Genomic DNA, 25,214 nt, shown 5'->3' with positions numbered 1-25,214 from the left:
AATTGCAATCGAGACGTCTAAGGTGCTTGAGATGTTCCACGCTCCGAACGCATTTCAGAGGGCCACACTCCCCCCAGGGACCCGGGAGTCGGAGCCCAGACGCCCGGCGCCTGCGAGGACCCCGGAGGCCCCGGCTGCGGTAGCGGTGGCGGACCGGCCGGCCTCGGCCGCACCCGCGAAGACGGCCCCGGCCGCACCCGCGAAGAAGCGTGACGCCTACTTCGACAACGCCAAGTACCTGGCCATCGTGCTGGTCGCGGTGGCGCACTCATGGGCGCCGGTCATGGACGGGAGCCGGGCGGCCCGCGCGGTGTGGATGGTGACGTACACGTTCCACATGCCGGCCTTCATCATCATCTCGGGTTATTTCTCACGTTCGTTCGACCTGAGCCCGGCCAAGGTGAAGCGCCTGATCACCGGTGTCGCCGTGCCGTACATCGTGTTCGAGGTGGCGTACTCGCTGTTCCGGCGGTACGCGAACGACTCACCCGATGTGGCGATCAGCCTGCTCGAACCCTGGTACCTCACCTGGTTCCTGGCCGCCCTGTTCATCTGGCGACTGACCACACCGATCTGGCGGAACCTGCGTCACCCGCTCGCGATCTCCCTCGGCGTGGCCGCCCTCGCCTCGTTCGCACCCAGCGTGGGTGACGATTTCGACCTGCCGCGCGTCCTGCAGTTGCTGCCGTTCTTCGTGCTCGGGCTCCAGCTGAAGCCCGAGCACTTCCAGCTGGTCCGCCGACGTGAGGTGCGACTGCTCGCCCTGCCGCTGTTCGCCGGTGCGGCGGTCTTCGCCTACTGGGCCGCGCCCCGGATGCAGTTGGGCTGGTTCCTGCGCGACTCCAGCGCCCAGGACATGCACGCCCCGTGGTGGTCCGGCGCGGTGATGACCCTCGCGCTGTTCGGCTGCGCGACCCTGCTCACCATCGGGTTCCTGTCGTGGGTGCCGCGCCGTCACATGTGGTTCACGGTGCTGGGAGCCGGGACGATCTGCGGCTATCTGCTGCACGGTTTCCTGGTGAAGGGCGCCGACTACTTCGGGGTCTTCGACCGGAACGAGTGGCTGGCCTCCCCGGTGGGCCTGGTGGTCGTGAGCGTGGTCGCGGCTGCCGGAGTGACGCTGCTGTGCACGCCGCCGGTACGGCGTCTCATGCGATGCGTGACCGAGCCGGACATGAACTGGGCCTTCCGGCGGGACGCCGCCAAGGTCTGAGATCCACCGAAGCCCGGCCCGACAGGCCGGGCTTCGCCGTGTTGGCTCAATCCTGCCGTTCGGCGGGCGATTTCGGTGCGGTGAGCCCGAGCAGGCTCCGTACCAGCGCATATTTCTCGGTCAGCCGGGTACGGGTCGCCGGTTCCAGCACCGCGAGGCGGTCCGGGTCGGCGTTGTGCGCGAGGTCGGACTCCTTGATCAGCAGTGCGCCCGGCGTGGCCAGGATCCGCCGGGTGTACTCCGCAAGCTCCTCGCCGGGCCGCTTGGTGACGGCGAGGACCATGTCCTTGACCTGCTGCGGCAGTGCGGCCCCGGCCAGCCAGCGCGCTGACAGCGCGTCGTCCTCGACCGCGTCGTGCAGCCAGGCGGCGGCGATCTGGTCGTCGCTGCCACCCCTGGCGCGTACGCCGTCGGCGACGGCGGCGAGATGCTCGGCGTACGGTCGGCCCGCCTTGTCCCGCTGACCGGCATGCGCCTCGCGGGCGATGTCCTCGACTTCGGCCAGGGTCAGTTGTGCGCGTGCTGCGGTCATGGGTCCGACTCTACGGACAGGCCGCCGGCCGGCTGCCGGGACGGCCGCGCCGATTCCTTCGTACGCTCCCCGCCGGGTGGGCACAGTTGCGACGTCAATCGTTCGGTAAACTAATTACTGACGATTCCTTGACGTTCTCTTGACCAAACGAAGGACCGGGCTCATCGGACACGCAGACACGCTCATCGCCATGGGCGGCGCCTTCCTGGCCGCCGCCGTTCTCGCCCGCGTCGGCAGCCGCATCGGACTGCCGACCATCCCCCTGTTCATCCTGGCCGGCATCCTGCTCGGCCCGCACACCCCCGGTGTCGTCCTGGTCTCCGACCCGCACGACCTGGAGATGCTCTCCGCGCTCGGCCTGGTGCTGCTGCTCTTCTACCTGGGCCTGGAGTTCCATCTCGACGACCTCAAGGCAGGCGGCCGCAAGATGGCGCTCGCCGGCGGCACCTACCTCGCCCTGAACGTCGGCGCCGGGCTCGGATTCGGCTTCGCGCTGGGCTGGGGCACGTCGGAGGCACTGGTCCTGGCGGGAGTGCTCGGCATCTCGTCCTCGGCCATCGTCAGCAAGGTGCTGGTCGACCTGGGCCGGATCGGCAATCCCGAGACCAAGCCGATCCTCGGCATCATCGTCGTCGAGGACGTCTTCCTCGCGCTGTACCTGGCCGCCCTCCAGCCCATCCTCTCGGGCGCCGACAGCCTCGCCGCGGCGGCCGTCGACGGCGGCAAGGCGTTCGGCTTCCTGCTGGTACTCGCCCTCGCCGCCCGCTTCGGCACCAAGGTCATCGGCAGGCTGATCAACACCCGGGACGACGAGCTCCTCGTCATCTCCTTCCTCGGCGCCGCGGTCCTGGTGGCCGGTGTCTCGGAGTGGTTCGGGGTCGCGGACGCCATCGGTGCCTTCATGGTGGGCCTGATGCTCGGCAGCACGACCTCGGGGCCACGCATCCTCAAGCTGGTCCACCCGCTGCGCGACGCGTTCGGCGCGATCTTCTTCTTCGCCTTCGGCCTCTCCATCGACCCCGGCGACCTGCCCACCGTGCTGTGGCCGGTGCTGGCCGCCGTGCTGGTGACCCTCGCCATGAACGTCCTCGCCGGGCTCGCGGCCGCCAAGGTGTACGCGTTCGGCGCGCAGGCCACGGCGAACATCGCCACCACCCTGGTGGCGCGGGGCGAGTTCGCGCTGATCCTCGCCACGATGGCGGCGGGTGCGGGACTGGACGAGCGACTGGCGCCGTTCATCGCGGGATACGTGCTCGTCCTCGCGGTCCTCGCGCCGCTGGCGGCCGGCCGGTCGCACTGGCTGGCCCGGTTCCTGCCGGGCGGGCGGGCCACGACACCCGCCACGTCCCGGTGACGGGCCGGTCATCGTTGACGGGCGCCCGGTTCGGACAGGTTGCGTACGGTTCAGGAACGCCGTGACAGCAGCAGCAGTGCCCGGTCGTCGTTGACGTCCCTGGCACACGCCTCGATGAGGTGCCAGGCCGCGCCCTCGAAGCCGGTCGAGACATAGCGGTCGGCCTCACCGGTCAGCCGGTCGATGCCCTCCGTCATGTCCCGGTCCGACGCCTCCACCAGACCGTCGGTGAACAACATCAGGACGTCCCCCGGGGACAGCGAGCCCTTCACCGCGTCGAACTGCGCCCCGTCGTACACCCCGAGCAGGGGGCCCTCCGCCGCCTTCTCCTCCCACTGGCCGCTGCCCGCGTGGAGTTGGAGGGCGGGCGGATGGCCGGCCGAGAGCAGTTCGTAGTCGCCCGAGTCCAGGTCCAGGACCAGATGGATCGAGGTGGCGAAGCCCTCGTCCCAGTCCTGGCGCAGCAGATAGCCGTTGGCCGCCGGCAGGAAGCCGTGCGGCGGCAGCGAGCCGAGGAGCCCGCCGAAGGCGCCGGACAGCAGCAGGGCGCGGGAGCCCGCGTCCATGCCCTTGCCGGAGACGTCGGTGAGCACGACCTCCAGGGTGCGGCCGCCGTTGGTGCGGGCCGCGACGACGAAGTCGCCGGAGAAGGACTGGCCGCCGGCCGGACGCAGCGACATCTCCCGGTGCCAGCCCTGCGGCAGCCGGGGCAGGGCGCTCTGCACGCGGAGGCGTTCACGCAGGTCGAAGAGCATGGTGCCGCCGCGCCGCCACGGCACACCGACCCTGGCCCGGAACTGGGCGAGCACCAGCCCGAAGAAGCCGCAGGCCGCGACGGTCAGCACGGTGCCGGGGGTGACGCCGACCGTCCCGTCCACATACGGTCCGAGCCACACGGACTCCACGATCAGGGCCGCGGCGGCCGCCGAGTACAGGCCGAGCAGGCTGGCGGGCCGCAGCAGCAGACCGCCGGCCACGATCGGCAGGACGAGCGCGGTCGGGGAGCACCACACCGGGTTCAGCAGGGTGCCGCTGGTGATGGCCGGAACGGTGAGCAGCAGGCCGGCAAGCGCGATCCAGTCGGAGCCGTCACCGCGGAAGTAGTCCACGCCGGATCTGCGCAGCGTGCTGCGTACCCGGTGCGCCGATTTCCGCAATCGGGCCGGGTATGTCTCTGCTCCTGCGCGTCGGGCCATTGCGGGGACCTTATCCACCCGACGGCCTCCGGTGCAGGGGGACCCCTGTGACAATGCGTTCGAAATCGGGTCGCCCGTCCGGCCTACCCCTGGTAGGCATGGCATATGACTACAGAGCTCCGCGTATTGCGGCCCTCCGAATGGAACGAATGGTTCGAGTGCCTGGAGCTCGCCTTCGGCGGAGTCGCAGAGCCGCCCGAGCAGCGCGAGCTGGATCAGGAACTGACCGAGCACGAGCGCTCGCTGGGAATCTGGGACGGCACCGAAGTCGTCGCCACGGCAGGGGCGTTCAGCTTCCGGCTGGCCGTGCCGGGCGGAGCGCTGGTGCCGGCCGCGGGTGTGACGATGGTGAGCGTCGCGGCCACGCACCGCCGGCGTGGCCTGCTGACCTCGATGATGCGCCGCCAGCTCGACGACGTACGGGCACTGGGTGAGCCGCTCGCCGTGCTGACGGCGTCGGAGCCCGCGATCTACGGTCGTTACGGGTACGGGTCGGCGACCCGCCAGATGTCCCTGACGATCGACACTGACCGGGTGCGGCTGGGCGTCCCGGAGGGTACGGCCGCGATCCGGCTGCGGCACGCGAGGAAGGACGAGGCGGTCGCCGCGTGCGAGAGCGTGTACGCGCGCCTGGTGCCGGGCCGGCCCGGCACTCCGGCCCACGGGCCGGGCTGGGAGCGCAAGTCGCTGACGGGTCCGGAGAGTTCGCGGCAGGGCGGTTCGGCGCTGCAGTGCGTGCTGGCCGAGCGGGACGGCGAGGTCGTGGGCTACACGACCTACCACATCAAGCCGGCCTGGGACCCGTCCGGTCCCAAGGGGCGGGTCGCGGTGAGTGATCTGGCGGCCCTGGATCCGGCGGCGTACGCGGCGTTGTGGCGCTTCCTCTTCGGGATCGACCTGACGTCGACGGTGGAGGCGCGGAACCGGCCGGTTGACGACGCGGTGCTGCATCTGGTGTCGGACGTGCGGCGGTGCGAGGTCCGGGTCCGGGATTCGCTCCATGTGCGGCTGGTGGACGTGGGCGCGGCCCTGGAGGCGCGCACCTACCGGGCGCCGGTGGACGTGGTGTTCGAGGTCGAGGACGCGTTCTGCCCCTGGAACGCGGGGCGTTGGCGGCTGACGGCCGACGCGTTGGGCGGTGCGTCGTGCAAGCGCACCGAGGACCCGGCGGATCTGGCGCTTTCGGTGCGGGAGCTGGGGACCGTGTATCTGGGCGGTGAGTCGCTGGGGGCGCTGGCCCTGGCCGGGCGGGTGCGGGAGCTGCGGGCGGGGGCGGTCGCGGAGGTGTCGTCGGCGTTCCTGTCCGACGTGGCGCCGTGGCTGCCCCGGGGGTTCTAGGCAGCGGGGGCGGCCGGCTCTGGCCTCAGGCGCCGGACAGGCTTGAACGTGCCGGGCGCCGCGGCTGTCGCACAGCGCCCCTTCGGGCCCTCCGTCCGCAGGCGCCGGACGGGCCGGATTGCCCGCCCGTCGCTACGCGGACTGGCAGCCCGGGCACCAGAACAGGTTGCGGGCGGCCAGGTCCGCGGTGCGGATCTCCGTGCCGCAGATGTGGCAGGCCTGGCGCGCGCGCCGGTAGACGTACACCTCGCCACCGTGGTCGTCCACCCGCGGGGGGCGGCCCATCGCCTCGGGCAGGTGCGCGGGGCGCACCGTGTCGATGCGGTTGTTCCGGACGCCCTCGCGCATCAGCGCGCCCAGGTCCGCCCAGATCGCGTCCCACTCGCGGCGGGTGAGGTCCTTGCCGGGCCGGTACGGGTCGATGCCGTGCCGGAACAGCACCTCCGCCCGGTACACGTTGCCCACGCCCGCGACGACCTTCTGGTCCATCAGCAGGGCGGCCACCGTGATCCGGCTGCGGGAGATCCGCTGCCAGGCGCGCTCGCCGTCGTCGTCGGAGCGCAGCGGATCGGGGCCGAGCCGCTCGTGTATCGCGCGCTTCTCGGCGCCGGTGATCAGCGCGCAGGTGGTGGGGCCGCGCAGATCCGCGTGGTGCTCGTCGTTCAGCAGGCGCAGCCGCACGGTGTCGGTGGGCGGCGGGGCCGGGACCGTACCGAATCCGAGCTTGCCGAACAGGCCGAGGTGGATGTGGATCCAGCCGGTGCCCTCGAAGTCGAGGAAGAGGTGCTTGCCGTGGGCGTCGACCCCGTTCAGCACCCGGCCGTCGAGCAGCGCGGCACTGTCGGAGAACTTCCCCTGCGGGCTGCTCACCCGCACCGGCCACCCGGCGAACCGGTCCAGGTGGTCCTCCGCGAGGCGGTGGATCGTGTGTCCCTCGGGCACGGCTGCGGCTCTCCTGGGTGGGATGCGGGTGCGGACATGGCTGTGCCGCCGGGCGCGCCGGCGGCACAGGCGGGGTGCGGGGGCGGTCAGCCCTGCTGCGGGTGGTGGGCCGGGATCGGGGGGAGCTCGCCGGTGTTCTCGTACGCGGTGAGCATGTCGATGCGGCGGGTGTGCCGCTCCTCGCCCGAGTAGGGGGTGGTGAGGAAGATCTCGACGAACTTGGTGCACTCGTCCGCCGTGTGCATCCGGCCGCCGATGGAGATCACGTTGGCGTCGTTGTGCTCGCGGCCCAGCGCGGCGGTCTGCTCGCTCCAGGCGAGTGCGGCGCGGACGCCCTTGACCTTGTTCGCGGCCATCTGCTCGCCGTTGCCGGAGCCACCGATGACGATGCCGAGGCTGTCCGGGTCCGCGGCCGTCTTCTCGGCGGCCCGCAGGCAGAACGGCGGATAGTCGTCCTGGGCATCGTAGATGTGGGGACCACAGTCGACGGCCTCGTGGCCCTGGGCCTTGAGCCACTCGACGAGGTGGTTCTTGAGTTCGTATCCGGCATGGTCGGAACCGAGGTACACGCGCATGGGAGGAGTGTGGCACGAGCGACGCCGGGTAGCCGACGACGGGGTGCGTGTGGCCCTGATGTGCGAACCCTGTGTGTGCAACGCCACTGAGGCAACGATCCGGTCAACGAATCGGAGGAAAGGGTTCCGTTTTCAGGGTTTCCCGGGCTTCAATGCATCGCTCGCCGCTGCACCACCGTGCCACGGCGAGTCACGCAACCGAGTGATCCGAAACGTAAGGATTCGATCCATGACGTCGCAGACGACTCTGGCAGGGCCGGGCCAACAGCCCGACGAGCCGGACCGTTCGGATCGGACGGGGTCCCAGGACGGACTCCAGGCCGGTCTCAAGAACCGTCACCTCTCGATGATCGCCATCGGCGGTGTGATCGGCGCGGGCCTCTTCGTGGGCTCCGGCGCCGGCATCGCCGCCGCCGGACCGGCCATCCTGCTGTCGTACGCGCTGGTCGGCCTGATGGTCGTCTTCGTGATGCGGATGCTCGGCGAGATGGCTGCCGCCCGCCCCGCATCGGGCTCCTTCTCCACCTACGCCGACCAGGCACTGGGCCGCTGGGCCGGTTTCTCGATCGGCTGGCTGTACTGGTTCTTCTGGGTCGTGGTGCTCGCCGTCGAGGCCACGGCGGGTGCCAAGATCCTGGAGGGCTGGGTGCCGGGTGTCCCGCAATGGGCCTGGGCCCTGATCGTGATGCTGGTGCTGACGGCGACGAACCTGGTCTCGGTCGGTTCGTACGGCGAGTTCGAGTTCTGGTTCGCCGGGATCAAGGTGGTCGCGATCGGCGCGTTCGTGATCGTCGGCCTGCTCGCCGTCTTCGGCGTGCTGCCCGGTTCGGACGACGCGGGGTCGGGTCTTGCCCACCTCACCGACACCGGCGGTTTCTTCCCCGAGGGGCCGGGCGCCATCCTCACCGGTGTGCTGATGGTCGTCTTCTCCTTCATGGGCAGCGAGATCGTGACGCTGGCGGCCGGTGAGTCGGAGAATCCGCAGCGCGCCGTCCAGAAGGCCACCAACAGCGTGATCTGGCGGATCGGCGTCTTCTACCTGGGCTCGATCTTCATCGTGCTGACGCTGCTGCCCTGGAACGACCCGGCGATCGTCGAGAAGGGCAGCTACGTCGCCGCACTCGACGTCATCGGCATCCCGCACGCCGGTCAGGTGATGGACGTCATCGTGCTGACGGCCGTGCTGTCCTGCCTCAACTCGGGTCTCTACACGGCGTCCCGGATGGCCTTCTCGCTCGGCGGCCGCGGTGACGCCCCGAAGGCGTTCGCCCGGACCAACAAGCGGGGCGTGCCGCAGGCGGCCATCCTCTCCTCGGTGGTCTTCGGCTTCGTCGCCGTGTTCTTCAACTACCAGTGGCCCGACACCGTCTTCCAGTTCCTGCTGAACTCCTCCGGCGCGGTGGCACTGTTCGTCTGGCTGGTCATCTGCTTCACCCAGCTGCGGATGCGCGGCATCATCCTGCGCGAGACGCCCGAGAAGCTGGTCGTACGGATGTGGCTCTTCCCGTATCTGACCTGGGCGACCATCGCGATGATCTCGTTCGTGCTGGTCTACATGCTGACCGACGACGCCGGACGCGAGCAGGTGCTGCTGTCGCTGCTCGTCGCGGTGCTGGTGGTGGCCGTCTCGCTGGTGCGGGAGGCACGCAGGCGCCGCAGCGAGGTCCCGGCCGACGCCGCCGGCAGCTGATCATCCATACCTGACGGTCCTTGTCAGGTATATCGGGGAGGCTCTCCTTCGTAAGCCGTCGAGCGAGCGACTGGAGAGCCTCCGCCATGAGTGCCGCCCCTGATTTCCCGTCCGGTTTCCAGACCGGCTTCCCCATCCGCCCGGACCTCGTCGTCGAGGCCGCCGGGGCCGAGGACGTACGCGACGCCGTGGCGCGGGCCGCCGGGGACGGGCTGCGGGTCGGCGTCCATGCCACCGGGCACGGGCTGCCGGGCGCCGTCGAGGGCGGGGTCCTGATCAGCACCCGCCGGATGGACGCCGTCCGGATCGACCCGGTGGGCCGGACCGCCTCGATCGGCGCGGGCGTCACCTGGGCACAGGTCGTCGAGGCGGCGGCACCGCACGGACTAGCCCCGCTGAACGGCTCCGCCCCCGGTGTGGGCGCCGTCTCCTACACGCTGGGCGGCGGGCTGGGCATCCTGGCCCGGGAGTTCGGGTACGCCGCCGACCATGTGCGGTCACTCGATGTGGTGACGGGTGACGGGGTGCTGCGCCATGTCACCGCGAGGGACGAGCCCGGCCTGTTCTGGGGGCTGCGCGGCGGCGGGCACCGGCTGGGCGTGGTGACGGGGCTGGAGATCGGCCTGGCGCCGGTGGCGCGGCTGTACGGCGGTTCGCTCGCCTTCGACGGGGACGGCGAGGCGGGCGCGGAGGTGCTCCGCCGCTATCTGGAGTGGACCGAGACCGTGCCGCAGGCGCTGACGTCGTCGGTGGCCGCACTCGTCTACCCCGACGTGCCCCAGATGCCGGAGGCGATGCGCGGCCGGTACGTCGTCTCCGTACGCGTCGCGTTCACCGGCAGCGAGGCCGAGGGCGAACGGCTGGTCGCGCCGCTGCGCGCGATCGGACCGGTGCTCGCGGACTCGCTGCGGGAGATGCCGTACACGGACAGCCACACCATCCACAACGATCCGCCGTTCCCGCACGCCTACTACGGCGACGGGCTGATGCTCAGCGGGCTGGATCCCGCACGCGCGGCGCGGGTGCTCGAGCTGACCGGCCGGAAGGCGCCGATGATGACCGTGGTCCAGCTCAACCACCTGGGCGGCGCGCTGTCCGCCGGCCCCGTGGACGGCAACGCGGTGCCCTACCGCGAGGCCGGGTTCCTGCTTCGGCTGCTGTCCCCGCTGGACGGCACGGACATCGCGTCGGTACGGGCCCTGTACGAGGAGGTGGCCGGGGTGCTGGCGCCGCTCGCCGTGGGCCGTTCGCTGAACTTCTCCTTCGGCGGCGGGGACCGCACCGAGGGCTTCCACGACGCGCAGACACAGCAGAGGCTCGCCTCACTGGTGTCGCGTTACGACCCGGCGAGCCTCTTCGGTGGGGGTTACGGCATCAGCCGCGACGGCCGATGAGCTTCCAGGACGCGGGCAGCGCGCCCATCGCGAGCGCGGCCTTCAGGGCGTCGCCGATCAGGAACGGCGTCAGTCCGGCCGCGATCGCGGCGCTCGCCGACATGCCCGTGGACAGTGCCAGGTAGGGCACACCGACCGCGTAGATGATCGCCGAGCCGAGCACCATGGTGCCCGCGGTGCGCAGCACCGAACGGTCGCCGCCGCGGCGGGCCATGCCGCCGACCACGGTGGCGGCCAGGAGCATGCCGAGCACGTAGCCGAACGAGGCGCCGCCCGCGCCGGAGCTGCCGGCCGAGAACCACGGCATGCCGGCCATGCCGACGAGCGCGTACACGGCGAGGGCGAGGAAGCCGCGGCGGGCACCGAGCGCGGTGCCGACCAGGAGCGCGGCGAACGTCTGGCCGGTGACCGGGACCGGGGAGCCGGGAACGGGCACGGAGATCTGGGCCGCTATGCCCGTGAGGGCGGCGCCGCCGAGTACCAGGGCGGTGTCCACGGCGTAGCGGTGCCGGGCGGCGGGCAGCAGATCGGCGAGGACCGCTCCGGTACGGACGGGGACGGCGGCAGCAGTGCTCATCGGGACTCCGCGAGGTGAGGGCAGGTGGGGAGGGTCGAGCCTGACGTTAGCCGACGGAGCACGGCTCGATCATCATCAGCGGCCCACAAAGCGGTGGTTGAGCAATTGGTGGGGTTCACACAAAGAGCGTCGCGCAATCGCCCGCGGGCGTGACGCTTGTCACTGAGGTGAGGGCGGATTCAACCTTGCCGGGCCGGGCAGAAGCTCCGGTGCAGACTGTGAACTCCCTCTAAAACGCCGTTCCGTGACAGAGACCCGCTCCGCGCAGCGGGGTGTGCGCCTTGTGTGAGCCTGGTGCCCGTATAGCGGACAGTCGTTCCCCGTGAACGGGGCGGGTGTTCAGACTGTGGATACGTCCCCCGCTCACCGACCGAACAGAGCCTGTCCATGCCTCGGACCTCCGCGCCTCCCCCCACCGGCTCCCCCACCGCAGCCTCCGACACCGGAACCGACTCGGCCCTCACCCACGGGCTCAAGCAGCGCCACCTGTCGATGATCGCCCTCGGCGGCGTCATCGGTGCCGGGCTGTTCGTCGGCTCCGGCGCGGGCATCGCGGCCGCGGGCCCCTCGATCGTGATCGCGTACGCCGTCTCCGGGCTGCTGGTCATGCTCGTGATGCGCATGCTCGGTGAGATGTCGGCGGCGAATCCGGCGTCCGGCTCGTTCTCCGTGCACGCCGAGCGGGCGATCGGCCCGTGGGCGGGGTTCACGGCGGGCTGGGCGTTCTGGGTGCTGCTCTGCGTCGCCGTCGGCCTGGAGGGGATCGGCGCGGCCAAGATCGTCACCGGCTGGCTGCCCGGGACTCCGGAGTGGGCCTGGGTGGCGCTGTTCATGGTGGTGTTCCTGGGGACGAACCTGGCTTCGGTGACGAAGTTCGGCGAGTTCGAGTTCTGGTTCGCCGCGCTCAAGGTCGCCGCGATCACGCTGTTCCTGGTGCTGGGTGTGCTGGCGATCCTCGGCGTGCTGCCGGGCACTGACGCGCCGGGCACCGCCAATCTCAGCGGCGAGGGCGGCTTCATGCCGAACGGCTCCGAGGGCCTGGTCATCGGGCTGCTCGCCTCCGTCTTCGCGTACGGCGGCCTGGAGACGGTCACCATCGCCGCGGCCGAGTCCGAGAACCCGGTGCAGGGTGTCGCGAAGGCCGTGCGGACGGCGATGTGGCGGATCGCGCTCTTCTACGTCGGCTCGATGGCGGTCATCGTCACCCTGGTCCCGTGGGACGACCCGAAGGTCGTGGAGGTCGGACCGTTCTACGCGGCCCTTGACCACCTCGGGATCAGCGGCGCGGCGGAGATCATGAACGTGGTCATCCTGGTGGCGCTGCTCTCCGCAATGAACGCCAACATCTACGGCGCCTCGCGCATGGCCTGCTCGCTGGTCGCGCGCGGCCAGGGACCGAAGCGGCTCGGCCGGGTCTCCTCCGGTGTGCCGCGGACGGCGGTCCTGGTGTCGTCCGTGTTCGGCTTCCTGTGCGTGCTGCTGAGCTACTGGCGGCCGGACGACGTCTTCCCCTGGCTGCTCAACATGATCGGCGCGGTGATCCTGGTCGTCTGGATCTTCATCGCCGCCTCCCAGCTGATCCTGCGTACCCGGCTGGAGCGCGAGGAGCCGCAGAAGCTGGTGGTCCGGATGTGGCTGTTCCCGGCCTTGACGGTGGTGGCCCTGCTGGCCATGGTCGGCATCTTCTTCCTGATGCTCCGCCAGCCCGACACCCGCGACCAGCTGCTGGCGACGGGCGCACTGACCGCGGTCCTGATCGTGATCGGTGTCGTACGCCAGCGCCGCTCGGCGACGGCGGACCCGGGGACGGCGGGCCCGGGAGCGGGCACCACGAGCGGGTAGCCCGCCGCGTTCAGCACGCCGGGCGGGCCGGATCACTCCGGCCCGCCCGGCTTTTTCGTGTGCCGTGGCGGCTCCATGGGGCCCGGGTCCTACGCCGAAGGGCTGATCTCCCTCCAGCCACTCCTGCTGCTAGCCTGCTCTTGCATATAGGTTGCAACAACCACAGGAATGCAGTTGGAGGGTTCGAAACCATGGCCACGTACACGCTCCCGGAACTCCCCTACGACTACGCGGCGCTCGAACCGGTCATCAATCCGCAGATCGTCGAGCTCCACCACGACAAGCACCATGCCGCGTACGTGAAGGGTGCGAACGACACCCTGGAGCAGCTGGAGGAGGCGCGCGACAAGGAGGCGTGGGGAGCGATCAACGGGCTCCAGAAGAACCTCGCGTTCCACCTCTCGGGCCACATCCTGCACTCGATCTACTGGCACAACATGACCGGCGACGGCGGCGGTGAGCCCCTCGCCGCGGACGGCGTCGGCGGCCTCGCGGACGCGATCACCGACTCCTTCGGCTCCTTCGCGGGCTTCAAGTCCCAGCTGACGAAGGCCGCGGCCACCACCCAGGGCTCCGGCTGGGGCGTCCTCGCGTACGAGCCGGTCAGCGGCAGGCTGATCGTCGAGCAGGTCTACGACCACCAGGGCAACGTGGGCCAGGGCTCGGTCCCGGTCCTCGTCTTCGACGCCTGGGAGCACGCCTTCTACCTCCAGTACAAGAACCAGAAGGTCGACTTCATCGAGGCCATGTGGCGCGTGGTCAACTGGCAGGACGTGGCGAAGCGGTACGCGGCCGCCAAGGAGCGCGCGGACGTGCTGCTGCTCGCCCCCTGACGGAGGGCACGAAGGACGTCCTGCCTCGTGATCGTCTTCTCAACTTTTGCCTGGCAGGCGGATGAACGAAGGGCCCCCGCGAGGACATGACTCGCGGGGGCCCTTCCATGCCGGTGCACCGGACCGGGCCGGACGGCTACCCGGTGACCAGGGCCATCAGCAGCCCGTCGTAGCCCTTGGTGCCGACGGTCTGCAGCGCGGTCGCGGTCAACGTCGGCTCCGCCGCGACGAGTTCGGTGAACCGGCGCACACCCTGCACCTTCGGGTCGTCGCTCGCACCGTCGGCCACCTCGCCGTCACGCACGACGTTGTCGGCGACGATGAGGCTCCCGGGCCTGGTCAGCCTCAGGGACCAGGCCAGGTAGTCGGGGTTGCTCGGCTTGTCGGCGTCGATGAACACGACGTCGAACGGCCCGTACCCCTGCTCCGCGAGCTCCGGCAGCGTGTCGAGGGCCCGGCCGACCCGGATCTCGACCACCTCCGACAGCCCGGCGCGCTCGATGTTCCCGCGCGCCACCTCGGCGCACTCGGGGTCGGATTCGAGCGTGAGGAGCCTGCCGCCCTCGGGCAGCGCGCGGGCCAGCCAGATGGTGCTGTATCCGCCGAGGGTGCCGATCTCCAGAACGGTGCGCGCGCCCTGGAGTCTGGCCAGCAGATTCAGCAGCTTCCCCTGGTTCGCGGCGACCTGGATCGCCGGGAGGCCGGCCTTCTCGCTGGCCTCGACGGCCGCGTCCAGAGCGTCGTCCGGGCCCACCAGCAAGGTGTTGAAGTAGTCGTCGACCGCGGTCCACTGCGCCTGCGTCATGACGTGTTCCCTCTTGGCACTGAGGTAAGTTCCTTAAGGGAACTTACCTCATGCGAGGTGAATGCGATGATGGGCCCATGGAGAGAGCGACATGACGATCACCGTACGAGGACTGACTTACTACCCGGTCAAGGGCTGCGCCGGGACCACGGTCGATTCCGCACGGGTCGTCGCGACCGGGCTCGAACACGACCGGACGTTCATGGTGGTGGACGCGGCGACCGGCGCCTTCCGCAGCCAGCGCACCCACCCCTCGATGGCCGCGGTCGAGGTCGAGGTCCTGCCCGCCGGAGCGGCGCTGCTCCTGTCCGCCGAGGGCGTCGAACCGCTGCGCCTCGACGTCGACCGGGACGGCCCGCGCCGTGACGTCAGCATGTTCGACCGCCCGCTGGGCGCGGCAGCCGACCAGGGGGACGCCGTCGCGGAGTGGTTCTCCGACGTGCTCGGGGCCGCGTCCCGTCTGGTGCGGGCGGTTCCCGGCTTCGACCGGGACGGCTGGGGCGACACCCCGGGCAAGGTCAACTTCGCCGACGCGCACGCGATCCTGGTCGCCTCGACCGCCTCCCTGGACGGCCTCAACGCCCGTATCGCCGCCCGGGGCGACGCGGCGGCCGTCCCGATGGACCGCTTCCGCCCCAACATCGTCCTGACCGGCGACGGCGAACCGCACTTCGAGGACCGGGTGCGCCGGATGACCATGGGCACCGTCGAACTCGCCCACTCGGTACGGGCCACGCGGTGCAACGTCCCGCTCGTCGACCAGAAGACCGGCCGCCGCATGGGCCCGGAACCGGTCAGGACCCTGGCGACCTACCGGCGCGAGGCGGAGTACGGGAACCGGGTCAGCTTCGGCGTGAAGAACGCGGTGGTCCGCGAGGGCGTGGTGAGCGTCGGCGACCCGGTCGGGATCCGGAGCCTGGTCAGCGCCTGAGTCCTCGCCCAGCCACCTGCGGCGAGGACGGACAGCACGGAGGGATATCCAACTGCCCGCGACGCCCAAGTCGCCTATCGTCAAAGCGATTTCCGGCACGGCGCTTCGGCTCCGGCCGGCCCGGGAACCACGACGTGGAGGATGATTGTGCGCTATCGCGAACTGGGACGCAGCGGCCTGTCGGTGTCCGAGATCGGCTACGGCGCGTGGGGCATCGGCGAGTCCAGTTGGGTGGGTGCCACGGAGGACGAGTCCGTGCGCGCCCTCAACCGGGCCGTCGATCTCGGCGTGAACTTCATCGACACGGCGCGCGGCTACGGCGAGAGCGAGCGCATCGTCGGGCAGGTGGTGCGCGGGCGGCCCGGTGACGAGGTACTGGTCGCGACCAAGGTGCCGCCGAAGAACGGGGTGTGGCCTCCGGCGGACGGTACCGACCCGGCACAGGCGTTCCCGGGCGAGTACATCCGTACGAGCCTGGAGACCAGCCTGCGCACCTCCGGGCTGGACCACTTCGACGTGTTCCAGTTCCACGTCTGGAGCGACGAGTGGGTGGGGCGCGGGGACTGGCTGGAGACGGTGGCCGAGCTGAAGCAGGAGGGAAAGATCCGCCTGTTCGGGGTCTCCGTCAACGACCACCGGCCCGAGAGCGCCCTCGCACTCGTGCGCAGCGGTGCGGTGGACAGCGTGCAGGTCATCTACAACGTGTTCGACCAGGCGCCGGGCGACGAACTGCTGCCGGCCTGCGAGGAGCACGGCGTCGGGGTGATCGTCCGGGTGGCGCTGGACGAGGGCGGGCTGACCGGCAGCATCACCGCCGGCACGACGTTCCCCGAGGGCGACTGGCGCAACCGCTACTTCCGTGACGACCGCCCGGCCCAGGTGGAGCGGCGAGTGGCGGCGATCGTCGCGGACCTGGGCATCGAGCCGGACGCCATCGCGGAGCACGCGCTGCGGTTCGTGCTGAGTTCGCCCGCGGTCTCCACCGTCATCCCCGGCATGCGCAGCGTGCGCAACGTGGAGCGCAACACCGCGCTGAGCGACGGGCGTCCGCTCTCCGCCGAGCAGCTCGACGTGCTGGCCAAGCACCGCTGGCAGCGGGACTTCTACTCCTGACCCGGTCCCCTCCCCCGGCCGCCGCTGCGGCCGGCCGGCTTCGACGAGGCCGCGGGGATCCGGACCTCCGCGTCCCGGCCGGCCCGGCGCGGCGCGGCGGGGGACGGTCCGGCATCCGTACGGCGGTTCGCGTGGGCCAAACGGAACATAGCGGCCGAAGCGGGTGAATATGGTGCACTGTCGGTCTCTGCCGCCGAGTGCCTCGGGCACCGGAGGGGCCTGAAAGGTGTGGTGGCTGCGGTGGTGGAGTCCTCGTCCGACGCCCAGGGCGATGCGGGGCCCGTCGAGGCGGGAGGCTACCGGCAGGAACTGAAGCGGACGCTCGGCTCCTTCCAGGTGTTCGCGATCTCGTTCGCGTTCATCTCGGTGGCGGTCGGCATCTTCGCCACATTCGACGAAGTACTGCTGACCGCCGGGCCGGTCGGGATCTGGCTGTGGATCGTCGTGGCAGTGGGACAGACCCTGGTGGCGTTGGTGGTCGCTCAGTTCGCGGCCCGTATTCCGCTCAGCGGTTCCTCCTACCAATGGGCCTCGCGGCTGGCCAGCCCGAAGGTCGGCTGGTGCTTCGGGTGGCTGACCTTCTGTTACCTGGCGATCGGCGTGGTGGCGATCGACAACGCGCTCGCGAGCCAGGCGTTCATGCCGCTCGCCGGCATCGCGCCGGACGAGGACACCGCGCGCCTGATCACCCTCGTGGTGCTGCTCGTCCAGACCGCGATCGCCGTGGCCTCCACCCGCCTCGTCAGCCTGATCAACACCGTCGCGGTGGGGCTCGAACTGGCGCTCGTCGTGGTGGTGGCGATCGCGCTCGTCATCGCCGTGGCCGTCACGGGCGACGGCGCGGCCGGCAACCTGACCTCCCGCGGTGTCGTCGAGGGCACCCCCGACTACTTCGCGGTCGGCGGCGGGCTGATGCTCGCGATGATCATGGGGCTGGCGACCCTTGTCGGTTTCGACTCGGCGGCGAACCTGGCCGAGGAGGCCAAGGACCCGTTCCGCGCCGTTCCGCGCGCGATCGTGGGATCGGTGGTGGCTGCCGGTGTCCTGGGCATGCTGTTCCTGATCACGCTCACCCTCGCGATCGACGACATCCCCCGGATCAGCGCCGCCGGCTCACCGGTCGCGGCGATCATGCGGGACCAGCTCGGTCCGGCGACGGAGAGGGCGGTGCTGGTCGCGATCACCCTCGCGTTCTTCGGCGCCGGGATCGTGGTGATGGTCGCGTGCTCGCGGCTCGTCTTCGCGATGTCGCGCGACGGGCGCTTCCCCGCGCACCGGCTGATGCGGCGGGTGAACCCCCGTACGAGGACCCCTGTCCCGGCGACCGTGCTGGTCTTCGCCCTGGGTGTCGTCCTGATGGTCGCGCTGCCGGGTGCCGCGCTGCTGGAGCTGATCACGGCCTCGACCATCCTCCCCGCGATCACCTACGGCTCGACCATCGTGCTCTACCTGACGGTGCGCGGACGCCTGGGCCGCAAGAAGGGCGCCTTCGACCTGGGCCGCTTCGAACTGCCGGTCGCGGTCTGCGCTCTGGTGTGGACGCTCGTCGCACTGTTCGTCCTGGTGACGCCGGGCGAGGCGTTCGTCTCCGTCGTGATCGTGGTGGGCCTGCTGTTCCTGGGCGGCCTGTTCCTCACCTTGATGCTGAGGCTCGACCGCCAGGCCATGGAGACGGAGCCGGGTGAGGTGGACTTCCTCGTCGACTGACCGGGAAGCGCCCCTCCCCCCGGGGAGCTCCTGGCCGCACCCGCGGCGGCTTCGGCGAGGACGGGGACCGCGACGACGGCGGAGCCGCCCTCAGATCCGGAAGACCGAGCCCACGAACTCCGCGAGCAGCCGCTCCTTCAGCGGGCCGGGCAGGGCGTCCAGCAGGATCAGGACCGGGGCCATCCGGGCCGGCAGGCCGCCGTCGCCGGTGAGGCCCGCGAAGGCCAGTACCGCCTCGATCTCGTCGGGGCCCAGCTTCGACGGGTCGAGCCCGGCGGCCAGCTCGGCGAGGGCGGGGTCCACCGCGACCGGGGGCAGGGCGCGGGCCGTGCCCAGGGCCGCGTCGAGGTCGGTGAGCAGGGCGTCCACCTGGCCGACCGTGGCCGGGGTCAGGGTGAGGTGGAGGTTGGGCGGCAGGCCGTCGAAGGAGAGCTGCGGCTGGAGGTACCAGCCGCGCTCCCGCATCTCGTCCGCGAGGTGCAGCAGCAGGCTCAGCCAGGGTGCGCCGCCCGGAGCGTCGAGGACCGTGAAGGCGACGAGCCCCGCCGCCGGGTCGCCGAGCACCCGTACGTCCGCCCTCGCGCGCAGCCCCGCGAGCAGCCGGTCGGAGGCCTCGGCCACCCGGCCGGCCAGCGCGGTGTAGCCGTCCTCGCCGACGTACCGCAGCACCGCCCACGCCTGTGCCAGCAGCCCTGCCGACTTGGTGCCCTGGACGGTCGGGTTGACGACCGGGTAGCCGGGCCAGCCCGCGTGGGCGAAGTACTGGTGGCGGCGGAGTGCGGCGTCCCGGTAGAGCACCACGGAGGCGCCCTTGTCCGCGTAGCCGTACTTGTGCAGGTCCACGGAGAGCGAGGTGACGCCGGGTACGGAGAGGTCGAACGGCGGTACCTGGCGGCCCGCACGCCGCAGGTGGGGCAGGATCCAGCCGCCGATGCAGGCGTCCACATGGCACAGCACGCCCCGCTCGGCGGCGGCTGCGGCGATCTCGGGGACCGGGTCGATCACGCCGTGCGCGTACGAGGGTGCCGAGGCGACCACGAGGGCGGTGCGCGAGGTGATCGCCGCGGCCATGGCGGTGGCGTCGGCCCGGTACGTCACGGGGTCGACGGGTACCACGACCGGTTCCAGGCCCAGATAGGCGGCCGCCTTGTGGAAGGCCGCGTGGGCGGTGGAGGGCAGCACCAACTGGGGCTCGGTCACCCCGCGTTCGGACCTGGCGTGGTCGCGCGCGGTCTTCACCGCCAGCAGGATCGACTCCGTGCCGCCGCTGGTGAACGTGCCCTGCGCACCCGGCACGCCCAGCAGCGCGGCCGCCGCGCCCACCACGTCGTTCTCCAGCCGGGCGACGCTCGGGAAGACCGTGGGGTCCAGGCCGTTGACGGTCGCGTACGCGCTGTAGGCGGCGGCCGCCAGCTCGTCGAGGCCCGCCAGGCCCGCGTCGTAGACGTAGGCGAACGTCCGGCCGCCCCGGGTGGGCGCGTCGGCGCCGCGCAGGGCGGTGAGTTCGGCGAGGACGTCCGCGGCGGGCACGGCGGGTGCGGGATCAGTCGGCATGGGCGGGCTCTTCCTGGAGTGGGTCTTCGTAGCGGTGCAGCAGCCACAGGCTCGCGGCGGCCAGGACGGCGGGCAGCACACTCATGCCGACGGTGATCCCGGTCAGCGCGGCACCGGGCTGGTCGACCCGGTGCCCGGCGTCCGAGGAACGGAACCCGGTCAGGGCCAGGACGAGGGCGAACACCCCGGCGCCCAGCGCGAAGGCCAGGGTCTCCGCGGCGGTCCACAGCCCGGTGAACGTCGCGGCCCGCCGCTTCCCGGTCCGCGCGACGTCGTCGGCGAGGGTGTCCGCCAGCATGGTCAGCGGCAGCAGCTGGAGCCCGGCGTAGGCGATTCCGATCACCGCGACGGCCGCGTAGCCGAGGGCCGGGCCGCCCTGCCGGGTGAAGGCGAGCGCGATCGCCCCGGCGAGGTACAGCAGCGAGGCGCACCACTGGGCGTACGTGGTGGAACGCAGCCGGGCCAGCCGGTTCCAGAGCGGCATGAACAGCACCAGCGGGCCGATCATGCAGGCGAAGAGCGGGGTGACGGCGCTCGCCGAGCCGAGGGTGTACGTGGCGAAGTACTGGACGCCCGCGAGCATCACCCCGATCGCCAGGGCCTGGAGCGTCCACATCGCGACGAGGTGGCAGAAGGGCCTGCTGGAGCGGGCGGCGGCGAGCTGGGCGCGCAGGGACGGCTCGGCCTCGCTGCGGGTGAGGGCCGGCGCCCAGCGGGTGGTGAACCAGGCCCCGAACATGCCGACGGCGAGCAGCGCGGCGACGGCGAGGCCCATCAGCCGGTAGCTCGCGGGGGTGTCGCCGTCGGCGTGCGCGATCGCGGGGGCCAGCGCGCCGGACAGCAGGATGGCGACACCGAGGAAGGTCACCCGCCAGCCGAGGACCCGGCGGCGCTCACCGGGGTCCTCGGTCATCTCGGCGGGCATCGTCACGTACGGCACCTGGAACACGGCGTAGGCGGTGGCGGCCAGCAGGAACAGGGCCGCCACGTAGCCGGCGGCGGCCGCGCCCCGCAGCGGCGGGGCGGCGAAGAGCAGGGCGAAGAGCGGCGGCAGGGTGCAGGCGCCGATCAGCAGGAAGGGGCGTCGTGGACCGCCGCGCAGCCGGCTGCGGTCCGAGACGGCGCCGACGAGCGGGTTGATCAGCACGTCCCAGGCCTTCGGCAGGAACACGGCGGCGCCCGCGACGGCGGCCGGCACGGCCAGGACGTTGGTGAGGTAGTAGAGCAGGATCAGGCCGGGCACCGTGGCGAAGGTGCCGGTGCACAGCGAGCCGAGCCCGTATCCGACCCGGACCCGTCGCGGCAGGTGGGGGCCGGGCAGGGGTCCCGGTGGCACGTCCGTTCGGACGTCGGCTGGCATGCCGCAGATCATGAACGAGAGTTCGAGTCCGCGGCAAGGGTCCGGCGTGACGTGCGTGTGAACTCCGGCGGCGCCGGCCCGGGACCCGGGAGGGGGCGCGCGGCCGCACTGTCAGACCCCTGCGCCATGCTGAACTCCATGGACACCATGGACTTCTGGAAGCTGATCGACGACGCCCGTGCCCTGGTCACCGACCCGGCGGACGCGGAGGCGGTGGCCGAGCGGGTCTCGGAGCTGCTCGCCGAACGGCCCGTGCACGACATCGTCGTCGCACAGCAGTTGTTGTGGGACCTGATGGCGGTGTCCTACCGGGCCCCGCTCTGGGCCGCCGCGTACACGATCAACGGCGGATGCTCCGACGACGGGTTCGACGACTTCCGCGGCTGGCTGATAGCCCAGGGCCGCACGGTGTTCGAGCGCGCGGTCGCCGATCCGGACTCGCTGGCGGAGCTGCCGTCGGTCAAGGAGGCGGCGAACGAGGGCATGGAGGCGGAGTGCGAGCAACTGCTCGGGGTCGCCTGGGACGCCTACCGGGAGGTGACCGGTGAGGACCTGCCCGAGGACTCGTTCACGGTCGAGTACCCCGCCCTGGACCCGGAGTGGGACTTCGACTTCGACGACGAGGAGCAGATAGCGCGGCGGCTGCCGCGGCTGGACGCGCTGTACGGGTGAGACAGCGGGTGCGGGCTCCGCGGAGCCCGCACCCGTCGGGTCACTCGAAGCTGGGTCCGGCGGTCCGGGTCCGCTTGATCTCGTAGAAGCCGGGGACCGAGGCGACGAGCAGCGTGCCGTCCCACAGCTTCGCCGCCGCCTCGCCCTTCGGGGCGGGGGTGACGACGGGGCCGAAGAAGGCGACCTGCTCACCGTCCGCGCCGGGCACGGCGATGACCGGGGTGCCGACGTCCTGGCCGACCTTGTCGATGCCCTCCTGGTGGGAGGCGCGCAGCTCGGTGTCGAAGGCGTCGGAGTCGGCGTACTCCGCGAGCTCGGCCGGCAGTCCGACGTCCTTCAGCGCGCCCACGACGGCCTCGCGGGTGGGGCCCTCGCCCTGGTTGTGGAAACGGGTGCCGAGCGCGGTGTAGAGGGGGCCGACGATGTCGTCGCCGTGCTTCTGCTGGGCGGCGATCACCACTCGTACCGGGCCCCAGGCCTTGTTCTCCAGCATGTCGCGGTATTCCTCGGGCAGCTCGTCGAGCCGGTTCTCGTTGAGCACGGCGAGGCTCATCACGTGCCACCGGACCTCGATGTCGCGGACCTTCTCCACTTCCAGGATCCAGCGGGAGGTCATCCAGGCCCAGGGGCAGAGCGGGTCGAACCAGAAGTCGGCAGGGATCTTGCCGGTTGCCGTGCTGTTCTCAGACATGTCTCTCCTCGAAGGACCGATCGCATCTGTCCGCGAGAACGCCGAGGGACGGTCCGGCCATTCCCGCATGCCGGGCCGGGAGGCGGCATGGGAGGATCAAAGTATTCGAACGTGACACAAAGGAGTGTGCTCGTGCCCGGTGAAAACCTGTCCCGCGACGAGGCCCGCGAGCGGGCCGAGCTGCTGACCGTCGACGGTTACGACGTCGTGCTCGATGTCCGGTCCGCCGTCGGTGAGGCCGACGGGGACGGCGGGGGGAGCGCCGCCCCGCGGACGTTCCGCTCGGTGACCACGATCCGGTTCCGCACGGCACGTGCCGGGGCGACGACCTTCGCCGACCTGATCGCGCCCGCGGTGAACGCGGTGACGCTGAACGGCACGGCGCTGGACCCGGCGGCCGTCTTCGACGGCAGCCGGGTGGCGCTGGCGGACCTGGCGGAGGGCGAGCACGTCCTGGTGGTCGACGCGCAGTGCGCGTACAGCCGGACCGGCGAGGGGATGCACCGGTTCGTCGACCCGGAGGACGGCGAGGTCTACCTCTACACGCAGTACGAGCCGGCGGACTCGCGGCGCGTCTTCGCCAACTTCGAGCAGCCCGACCTCAAGGCCCCCTTCCGCTTCCGGGTGACGGCGCCCGAGGCGTGGACGGTCTGGAGCAACGGGGCCGAGGAGTCGCGGGACGGCGGGGTGTGGCAGTTCGCCGAGACGAAGCCGATCTCCACGTACATCACGGCGATCGTGGCCGGTCCGTACCACTACGTGACCGACTCCTACACCCGCACCTTCGACGACGGCACGAAGCTGGAGATCCCGCTCGGCGCGCTGTGCCGCAAGGGGCTCGCCCGGCACTTCGACGCGGACGACGTCTTCCTGATCACCAAGCAGGGCCTGGACTTCTTCCACGACAACTTCGACTACCCGTACCCGTTCGGGAAGTACGACCAGGCGTTCGTGCCCGAGTACAACCTCGGCGCGATGGAGAACCCGGGCTGTGTCACGTTCCGCGAGGAGTACATCTTCCGCGGGAAGGTGACGCAGGCGGCGTACGAGGGCCGTGCCAACGTCATCCTGCACGAGATGGCGCACATGTGGTTCGGCGACCTCGTCACCATGCAGTGGTGGGACGACCTGTGGCTCAAGGAGTCGTTCGCCGACTTCATGGGTGTCTTCGCCATGGTGGAGTCGACCCGTTTCCAGGACGGCTGGATCACCTTCGCCAACAACCGCAAGTCCTGGGCCTACCGCGCCGACCAGCTGCCGTCCACCCACCCGATCACGGCCGACATCCGTGACCTGGAGGACGCCAAGCTCAACTTCGACGGCATCACCTACGCCAAGGGCGCCTCGGTGCTCAAGCAGCTGGTGGCGTACGTGGGACGGGACGCGTTCCTGGAGGGCGCCCGCCGCTACTTCAAGAAGCACGCGTACGGCAACACGCAGCTGGGCGACCTGCTGTCGGTGCTGGCGCAGACGTCCGGCCGGGACATGTCCGGCTGGTCGCGCTCCTGGCTGCAGACCGCGGGCGTCAACTCGCTGACCCCGCTGGTGACGTACGACGCGGCGGACCGGATCACCGAGCTGGCGGTCCTCCAGGAGGCGGCGGAGTCGCACCCGGAGCTGCGCCCGCACCGGGTCGCGGTCGGCCTGTACCGGCGCGCCGCCGACGGCGACCTGGTGCGCTACGCACGGGCCGAGGTGGACGTGGCGGGGCCGCGCACTGTGATCGCGGAGCTGGCCGGGGCCGAGCGGCCCGAGCTGATCCTCGTCAACGACGACGACCTGACGTACTGCAAGGTCCGCTTCGACGAGGCGTCGCTGGCCACGCTGCGCTCGCACCTCGGTGACATCACGGACCCGCTCGCGCGGGCCCTGTGCTGGTCGGCGCTGTGGAACCTGACCCGGGACGGGCTGATGCCGGCCCGCGACTTCGTCTCGCTGGTCCTGGCCTTCTCCGGCCGGGAGACGGACATCGGTGTCCTGCAGATGCTGCACGCCTGGACCCGGACCGCGCTGGTGCACTACGCCTCGCCGGCGTGGCGTGAGGAGGGCAGCCGGTCGCTGGCCGAGGGCGCACTGCGGGAGCTGCGGCTCGCGGCGCCGGGCAGTGAGCACCAGCTGGCCTGGGCCCGGTTCTTCGCGGCGGTCGCCACGTCGGACTCGGACTTCCAGCTGCTGTCCGGGCTGCTGGACGCGACGGCCCGGATCGACGGGCTCGACGTCGACCAGGAGCTCCGGTGGGCGTTCCTGTCCCCGCTGGCCTCGCACGGCCTGGCGGACGAGTCGGCGATCGGGGCCGAGCTGGCCCGCGACGACACGGCGTCCGGCAAGCGCCACCAGGTGCGCTGCCTGGCCTCGCGCCCGTCGGCCGCGGTCAAGGCGCAGGCCTGGGCGGGCGTCGTGGAGTCGGACGCCCTGTCCAACGCGCTGGTGGAGGCCACCATCCTGGGCTTCGCGCAGTCGTCGCAGCGGGAGCTGCTGGCGCCCTACGCGGGCACCTACTTCGAGGCGATCGAGCGGGTGTGGGCCGAGCGGTCGATCCAGATCGGGATGGCCGTGGTGAAGGGCCTGTTCCCGGCCCTTCAGGACGATCCGTCGACGCTGGCCGCGACGGACGAGTGGCTGACGGCGCACGCGGACGCCGCGCCGGCGCTGCGGCGGCTGGTGCTGGAGGCCCGGGACGATCTGGCCCGGGGGCTGCGCGCGCAGGCGTGCGACTCGGCGGCGGCCGGCTGACAGCTGTCCGGGCACGATGCCCTTGCCGGGGTGCCCGCACCCCGGCGAGGGCATCGTCCTCGGGCTCCCGGACGGGGTGGTACGGGGCGTGTGCGTGAGGCGCCCGACGGGGGCCGCGCGCCCCTGCCGAGCCGTTCATAATTCCTGGCGGGTCAGGTCTTT

The 25,214-nt window shown here is 71.2% G+C and carries 21 protein-coding genes; 12 read left to right on the top strand and 9 right to left on the bottom strand.

Annotated elements, in window-relative coordinates; all coding sequences use genetic code 11:
• Positions 1-31: 31 nt before the first annotated feature.
• Positions 32-1,213 carry an acyltransferase family protein gene (locus LNW71_RS21725; RefSeq protein ID WP_250969761.1) on the top strand — a complete coding sequence of 394 codons (1,182 nt, stop codon included), beginning with the start codon at positions 32-34 and terminating at the stop codon, positions 1,211-1,213.
• Positions 1,214-1,259: 46 nt separating this feature from the next.
• Here LNW71_RS21725 and LNW71_RS21720 read toward each other — a convergent pair whose 3' ends face one another.
• Complete coding sequence (locus LNW71_RS21720) at positions 1,260-1,745, bottom strand: HD domain-containing protein (protein ID WP_250969760.1); 486 nt, start codon at positions 1,743-1,745, stop codon at positions 1,260-1,262.
• Positions 1,746-1,935: 190 nt separating this feature from the next.
• Between LNW71_RS21720 and LNW71_RS21715 the strand changes: the two genes are divergently transcribed.
• Complete coding sequence (locus LNW71_RS21715; protein ID WP_250969759.1) at positions 1,936-3,099, top strand: cation:proton antiporter; 1,164 nt, start codon at positions 1,936-1,938, stop codon at positions 3,097-3,099.
• 50 nt (positions 3,100-3,149) lie between these two features.
• On the opposite strand, the gene LNW71_RS21710 is transcribed toward LNW71_RS21715, so the two are convergent.
• Complete coding sequence (locus tag LNW71_RS21710; protein ID WP_250969758.1) at positions 3,150-4,295, bottom strand: PP2C family protein-serine/threonine phosphatase; 1,146 nt, start codon at positions 4,293-4,295, stop codon at positions 3,150-3,152.
• Between the two features lie 105 nt (positions 4,296-4,400).
• Here LNW71_RS21710 and LNW71_RS21705 point away from each other — a divergent pair, with 105 nt between their 5' ends.
• On the top strand, positions 4,401-5,633 hold the full coding sequence (locus LNW71_RS21705; RefSeq protein WP_250969757.1) for a GNAT family N-acetyltransferase: 1,233 nt from the start codon (positions 4,401-4,403) through the stop codon (positions 5,631-5,633).
• Between the two features lie 132 nt (positions 5,634-5,765).
• Here the strand turns inward: LNW71_RS21705 and LNW71_RS21700 are convergent, their stop codons facing one another.
• Positions 5,766-6,575, bottom strand: coding sequence for a DNA-formamidopyrimidine glycosylase family protein (locus LNW71_RS21700; protein WP_250969756.1), 810 nt, complete (start codon positions 6,573-6,575; stop codon positions 5,766-5,768).
• Positions 6,576-6,661: 86 nt separating this feature from the next.
• Positions 6,662-7,150, bottom strand: coding sequence for a ribose-5-phosphate isomerase (locus LNW71_RS21695; protein ID WP_250969755.1), 489 nt, complete (start codon positions 7,148-7,150; stop codon positions 6,662-6,664).
• 229 nt (positions 7,151-7,379) lie between these two features.
• Here LNW71_RS21695 and LNW71_RS21690 point away from each other — a divergent pair, with 229 nt between their 5' ends.
• Both LNW71_RS21690 and LNW71_RS21685 read left to right on the top strand, forming a co-directional pair.
• The gene (locus LNW71_RS21690; RefSeq protein WP_250969754.1) at positions 7,380-8,840 is read left to right on the top strand and encodes an amino acid permease; all 1,461 of its coding nucleotides are present in this window, start codon (positions 7,380-7,382) and stop codon (positions 8,838-8,840) included.
• Positions 8,841-8,926: 86 nt separating this feature from the next.
• Complete coding sequence (locus LNW71_RS21685) at positions 8,927-10,234, top strand: FAD-binding oxidoreductase (protein WP_250969753.1); 1,308 nt, start codon at positions 8,927-8,929, stop codon at positions 10,232-10,234.
• Here LNW71_RS21685 and LNW71_RS21680 read toward each other — a convergent pair.
• Positions 10,215-10,811 (bottom strand): biotin transporter BioY, encoded by a 597-nt coding sequence (locus tag LNW71_RS21680; RefSeq protein ID WP_250969752.1) that lies wholly within the window; start codon positions 10,809-10,811, stop codon positions 10,215-10,217. The two genes, LNW71_RS21685 and LNW71_RS21680, sit on opposite strands and share 20 nt — an antisense overlap.
• 387 nt (positions 10,812-11,198) lie before the next feature.
• Here LNW71_RS21680 and LNW71_RS21675 point away from each other — a divergent pair, with 387 nt between their 5' ends.
• Together LNW71_RS21675 and LNW71_RS21670 are read left to right on the top strand one after the other, a co-directional pair.
• Positions 11,199-12,653: an amino acid permease gene (locus LNW71_RS21675; RefSeq protein ID WP_250969751.1), complete on the top strand. Its 1,455-nt coding sequence runs from the start codon at positions 11,199-11,201 to the stop codon at positions 12,651-12,653.
• A gap of 191 nt (positions 12,654-12,844) precedes the next feature.
• On the top strand, positions 12,845-13,486 hold the full coding sequence (locus LNW71_RS21670) for a superoxide dismutase (RefSeq protein WP_250969750.1): 642 nt from the start codon (positions 12,845-12,847) through the stop codon (positions 13,484-13,486).
• Between the two features lie 136 nt (positions 13,487-13,622).
• On the opposite strand, the gene LNW71_RS21665 is transcribed toward LNW71_RS21670, so the two are convergent.
• Positions 13,623-14,291: an O-methyltransferase gene (locus LNW71_RS21665; protein WP_250969749.1), complete on the bottom strand. Its 669-nt coding sequence runs from the start codon at positions 14,289-14,291 to the stop codon at positions 13,623-13,625.
• Between the two features lie 91 nt (positions 14,292-14,382).
• Here LNW71_RS21665 and LNW71_RS21660 point away from each other — a divergent pair, with 91 nt between their 5' ends.
• The 3 genes from LNW71_RS21660 to LNW71_RS21650 all read left to right on the top strand — a co-directional run bounded on the left by LNW71_RS21660 (position 14,383) and on the right by LNW71_RS21650 (position 18,042).
• On the top strand, positions 14,383-15,222 hold the full coding sequence (locus LNW71_RS21660; RefSeq protein ID WP_250969748.1) for an MOSC domain-containing protein: 840 nt from the start codon (positions 14,383-14,385) through the stop codon (positions 15,220-15,222).
• A gap of 147 nt (positions 15,223-15,369) precedes the next feature.
• Positions 15,370-16,335, top strand: a complete 966-nt coding sequence (locus LNW71_RS21655; protein ID WP_250972095.1) for an aldo/keto reductase — start codon at positions 15,370-15,372, stop codon at positions 16,333-16,335.
• Between the two features lie 231 nt (positions 16,336-16,566).
• Positions 16,567-18,042 carry an amino acid permease gene (locus LNW71_RS21650; protein WP_250969747.1) on the top strand — a complete coding sequence of 492 codons (1,476 nt, stop codon included), beginning with the start codon at positions 16,567-16,569 and terminating at the stop codon, positions 18,040-18,042.
• Between the two features lie 90 nt (positions 18,043-18,132).
• On the opposite strand, the gene LNW71_RS21645 is transcribed toward LNW71_RS21650, so the two are convergent.
• Positions 18,133-19,596 (bottom strand): aminotransferase class V-fold PLP-dependent enzyme, encoded by a 1,464-nt coding sequence (locus tag LNW71_RS21645; RefSeq protein ID WP_250969746.1) that lies wholly within the window; start codon positions 19,594-19,596, stop codon positions 18,133-18,135.
• A complete protein-coding gene (locus LNW71_RS21640; protein ID WP_250969745.1) occupies positions 19,586-20,956 on the bottom strand; it encodes an MFS transporter in 1,371 nt (456 codons plus the stop codon). The genes LNW71_RS21645 and LNW71_RS21640 overlap by 11 nt, the downstream gene beginning before the upstream one ends.
• Positions 20,957-21,094: 138 nt before the next feature.
• Between LNW71_RS21640 and LNW71_RS21635 the strand changes: the two genes are divergently transcribed.
• On the top strand, positions 21,095-21,628 hold the full coding sequence (locus tag LNW71_RS21635) for a DUF4240 domain-containing protein (RefSeq protein WP_250969744.1): 534 nt from the start codon (positions 21,095-21,097) through the stop codon (positions 21,626-21,628).
• Positions 21,629-21,668: 40 nt separating this feature from the next.
• Here LNW71_RS21635 and LNW71_RS21630 read toward each other — a convergent pair whose 3' ends face one another.
• Positions 21,669-22,319: a DsbA family protein gene (locus LNW71_RS21630; RefSeq protein ID WP_250969743.1), complete on the bottom strand. Its 651-nt coding sequence runs from the start codon at positions 22,317-22,319 to the stop codon at positions 21,669-21,671.
• 132 nt (positions 22,320-22,451) lie between these two features.
• Between LNW71_RS21630 and pepN the strand changes: the two genes are divergently transcribed.
• Positions 22,452-25,052, top strand: a complete 2,601-nt coding sequence (gene pepN / locus LNW71_RS21625) for an aminopeptidase N (protein ID WP_250969742.1) — start codon at positions 22,452-22,454, stop codon at positions 25,050-25,052.
• The last annotated feature ends 162 nt before the right edge of the window (positions 25,053-25,214 follow it).

The organism is Streptomyces sp. RKAG290 (assembly GCF_023701695.1).
GTDB lineage: Bacteria > Actinomycetota > Actinomycetes > Streptomycetales > Streptomycetaceae > Streptomyces.
Note: the sequence above shows the minus strand (reverse complement) of the source record. Positions and strands in the feature narration are given on the sequence as shown.

Excerpts from the sequence above, each read along its gene's own strand:
- LNW71_RS21705 (WP_250969757.1), top strand. The coding sequence starts at position 4,401 with ATGACTACAGAGCTCCGCGTATTGCGGCCCTCCGAATGGAACGAATGG.
- LNW71_RS21670 (WP_250969750.1), top strand. The coding sequence starts at position 12,845 with ATGGCCACGTACACGCTCCCGGAACTCCCCTACGACTACGCGGCGCTC.
- LNW71_RS21665 (WP_250969749.1), bottom strand. The coding sequence starts at position 14,291 with ATGACGCAGGCGCAGTGGACCGCGGTCGACGACTACTTCAACACCTTG.
- LNW71_RS21715 (WP_250969759.1), top strand. The coding sequence starts at position 1,936 with ATGGGCGGCGCCTTCCTGGCCGCCGCCGTTCTCGCCCGCGTCGGCAGC.
- LNW71_RS21640 (WP_250969745.1), bottom strand. The coding sequence starts at position 20,956 with ATGCCAGCCGACGTCCGAACGGACGTGCCACCGGGACCCCTGCCCGGC.
- LNW71_RS21690 (WP_250969754.1), top strand. The coding sequence starts at position 7,380 with ATGACGTCGCAGACGACTCTGGCAGGGCCGGGCCAACAGCCCGACGAG.
- LNW71_RS21695 (WP_250969755.1), bottom strand. The coding sequence starts at position 7,150 with ATGCGCGTGTACCTCGGTTCCGACCATGCCGGATACGAACTCAAGAAC.
- LNW71_RS21675 (WP_250969751.1), top strand. The coding sequence starts at position 11,199 with ATGCCTCGGACCTCCGCGCCTCCCCCCACCGGCTCCCCCACCGCAGCC.
- LNW71_RS21680 (WP_250969752.1), bottom strand. The coding sequence starts at position 10,811 with ATGAGCACTGCTGCCGCCGTCCCCGTCCGTACCGGAGCGGTCCTCGCC.
- LNW71_RS21685 (WP_250969753.1), top strand. The coding sequence starts at position 8,927 with ATGAGTGCCGCCCCTGATTTCCCGTCCGGTTTCCAGACCGGCTTCCCC.
- LNW71_RS21720 (WP_250969760.1), bottom strand. The coding sequence starts at position 1,745 with ATGACCGCAGCACGCGCACAACTGACCCTGGCCGAAGTCGAGGACATC.
- LNW71_RS21660 (WP_250969748.1), top strand. The coding sequence starts at position 14,383 with ATGACGATCACCGTACGAGGACTGACTTACTACCCGGTCAAGGGCTGC.
- LNW71_RS21725 (WP_250969761.1), top strand. The coding sequence starts at position 32 with ATGTTCCACGCTCCGAACGCATTTCAGAGGGCCACACTCCCCCCAGGG.
- LNW71_RS21645 (WP_250969746.1), bottom strand. The coding sequence starts at position 19,596 with ATGCCGACTGATCCCGCACCCGCCGTGCCCGCCGCGGACGTCCTCGCC.
- LNW71_RS21635 (WP_250969744.1), top strand. The coding sequence starts at position 21,095 with ATGGACACCATGGACTTCTGGAAGCTGATCGACGACGCCCGTGCCCTG.
- LNW71_RS21630 (WP_250969743.1), bottom strand. The coding sequence starts at position 22,319 with ATGTCTGAGAACAGCACGGCAACCGGCAAGATCCCTGCCGACTTCTGG.
- LNW71_RS21710 (WP_250969758.1), bottom strand. The coding sequence starts at position 4,295 with ATGGCCCGACGCGCAGGAGCAGAGACATACCCGGCCCGATTGCGGAAA.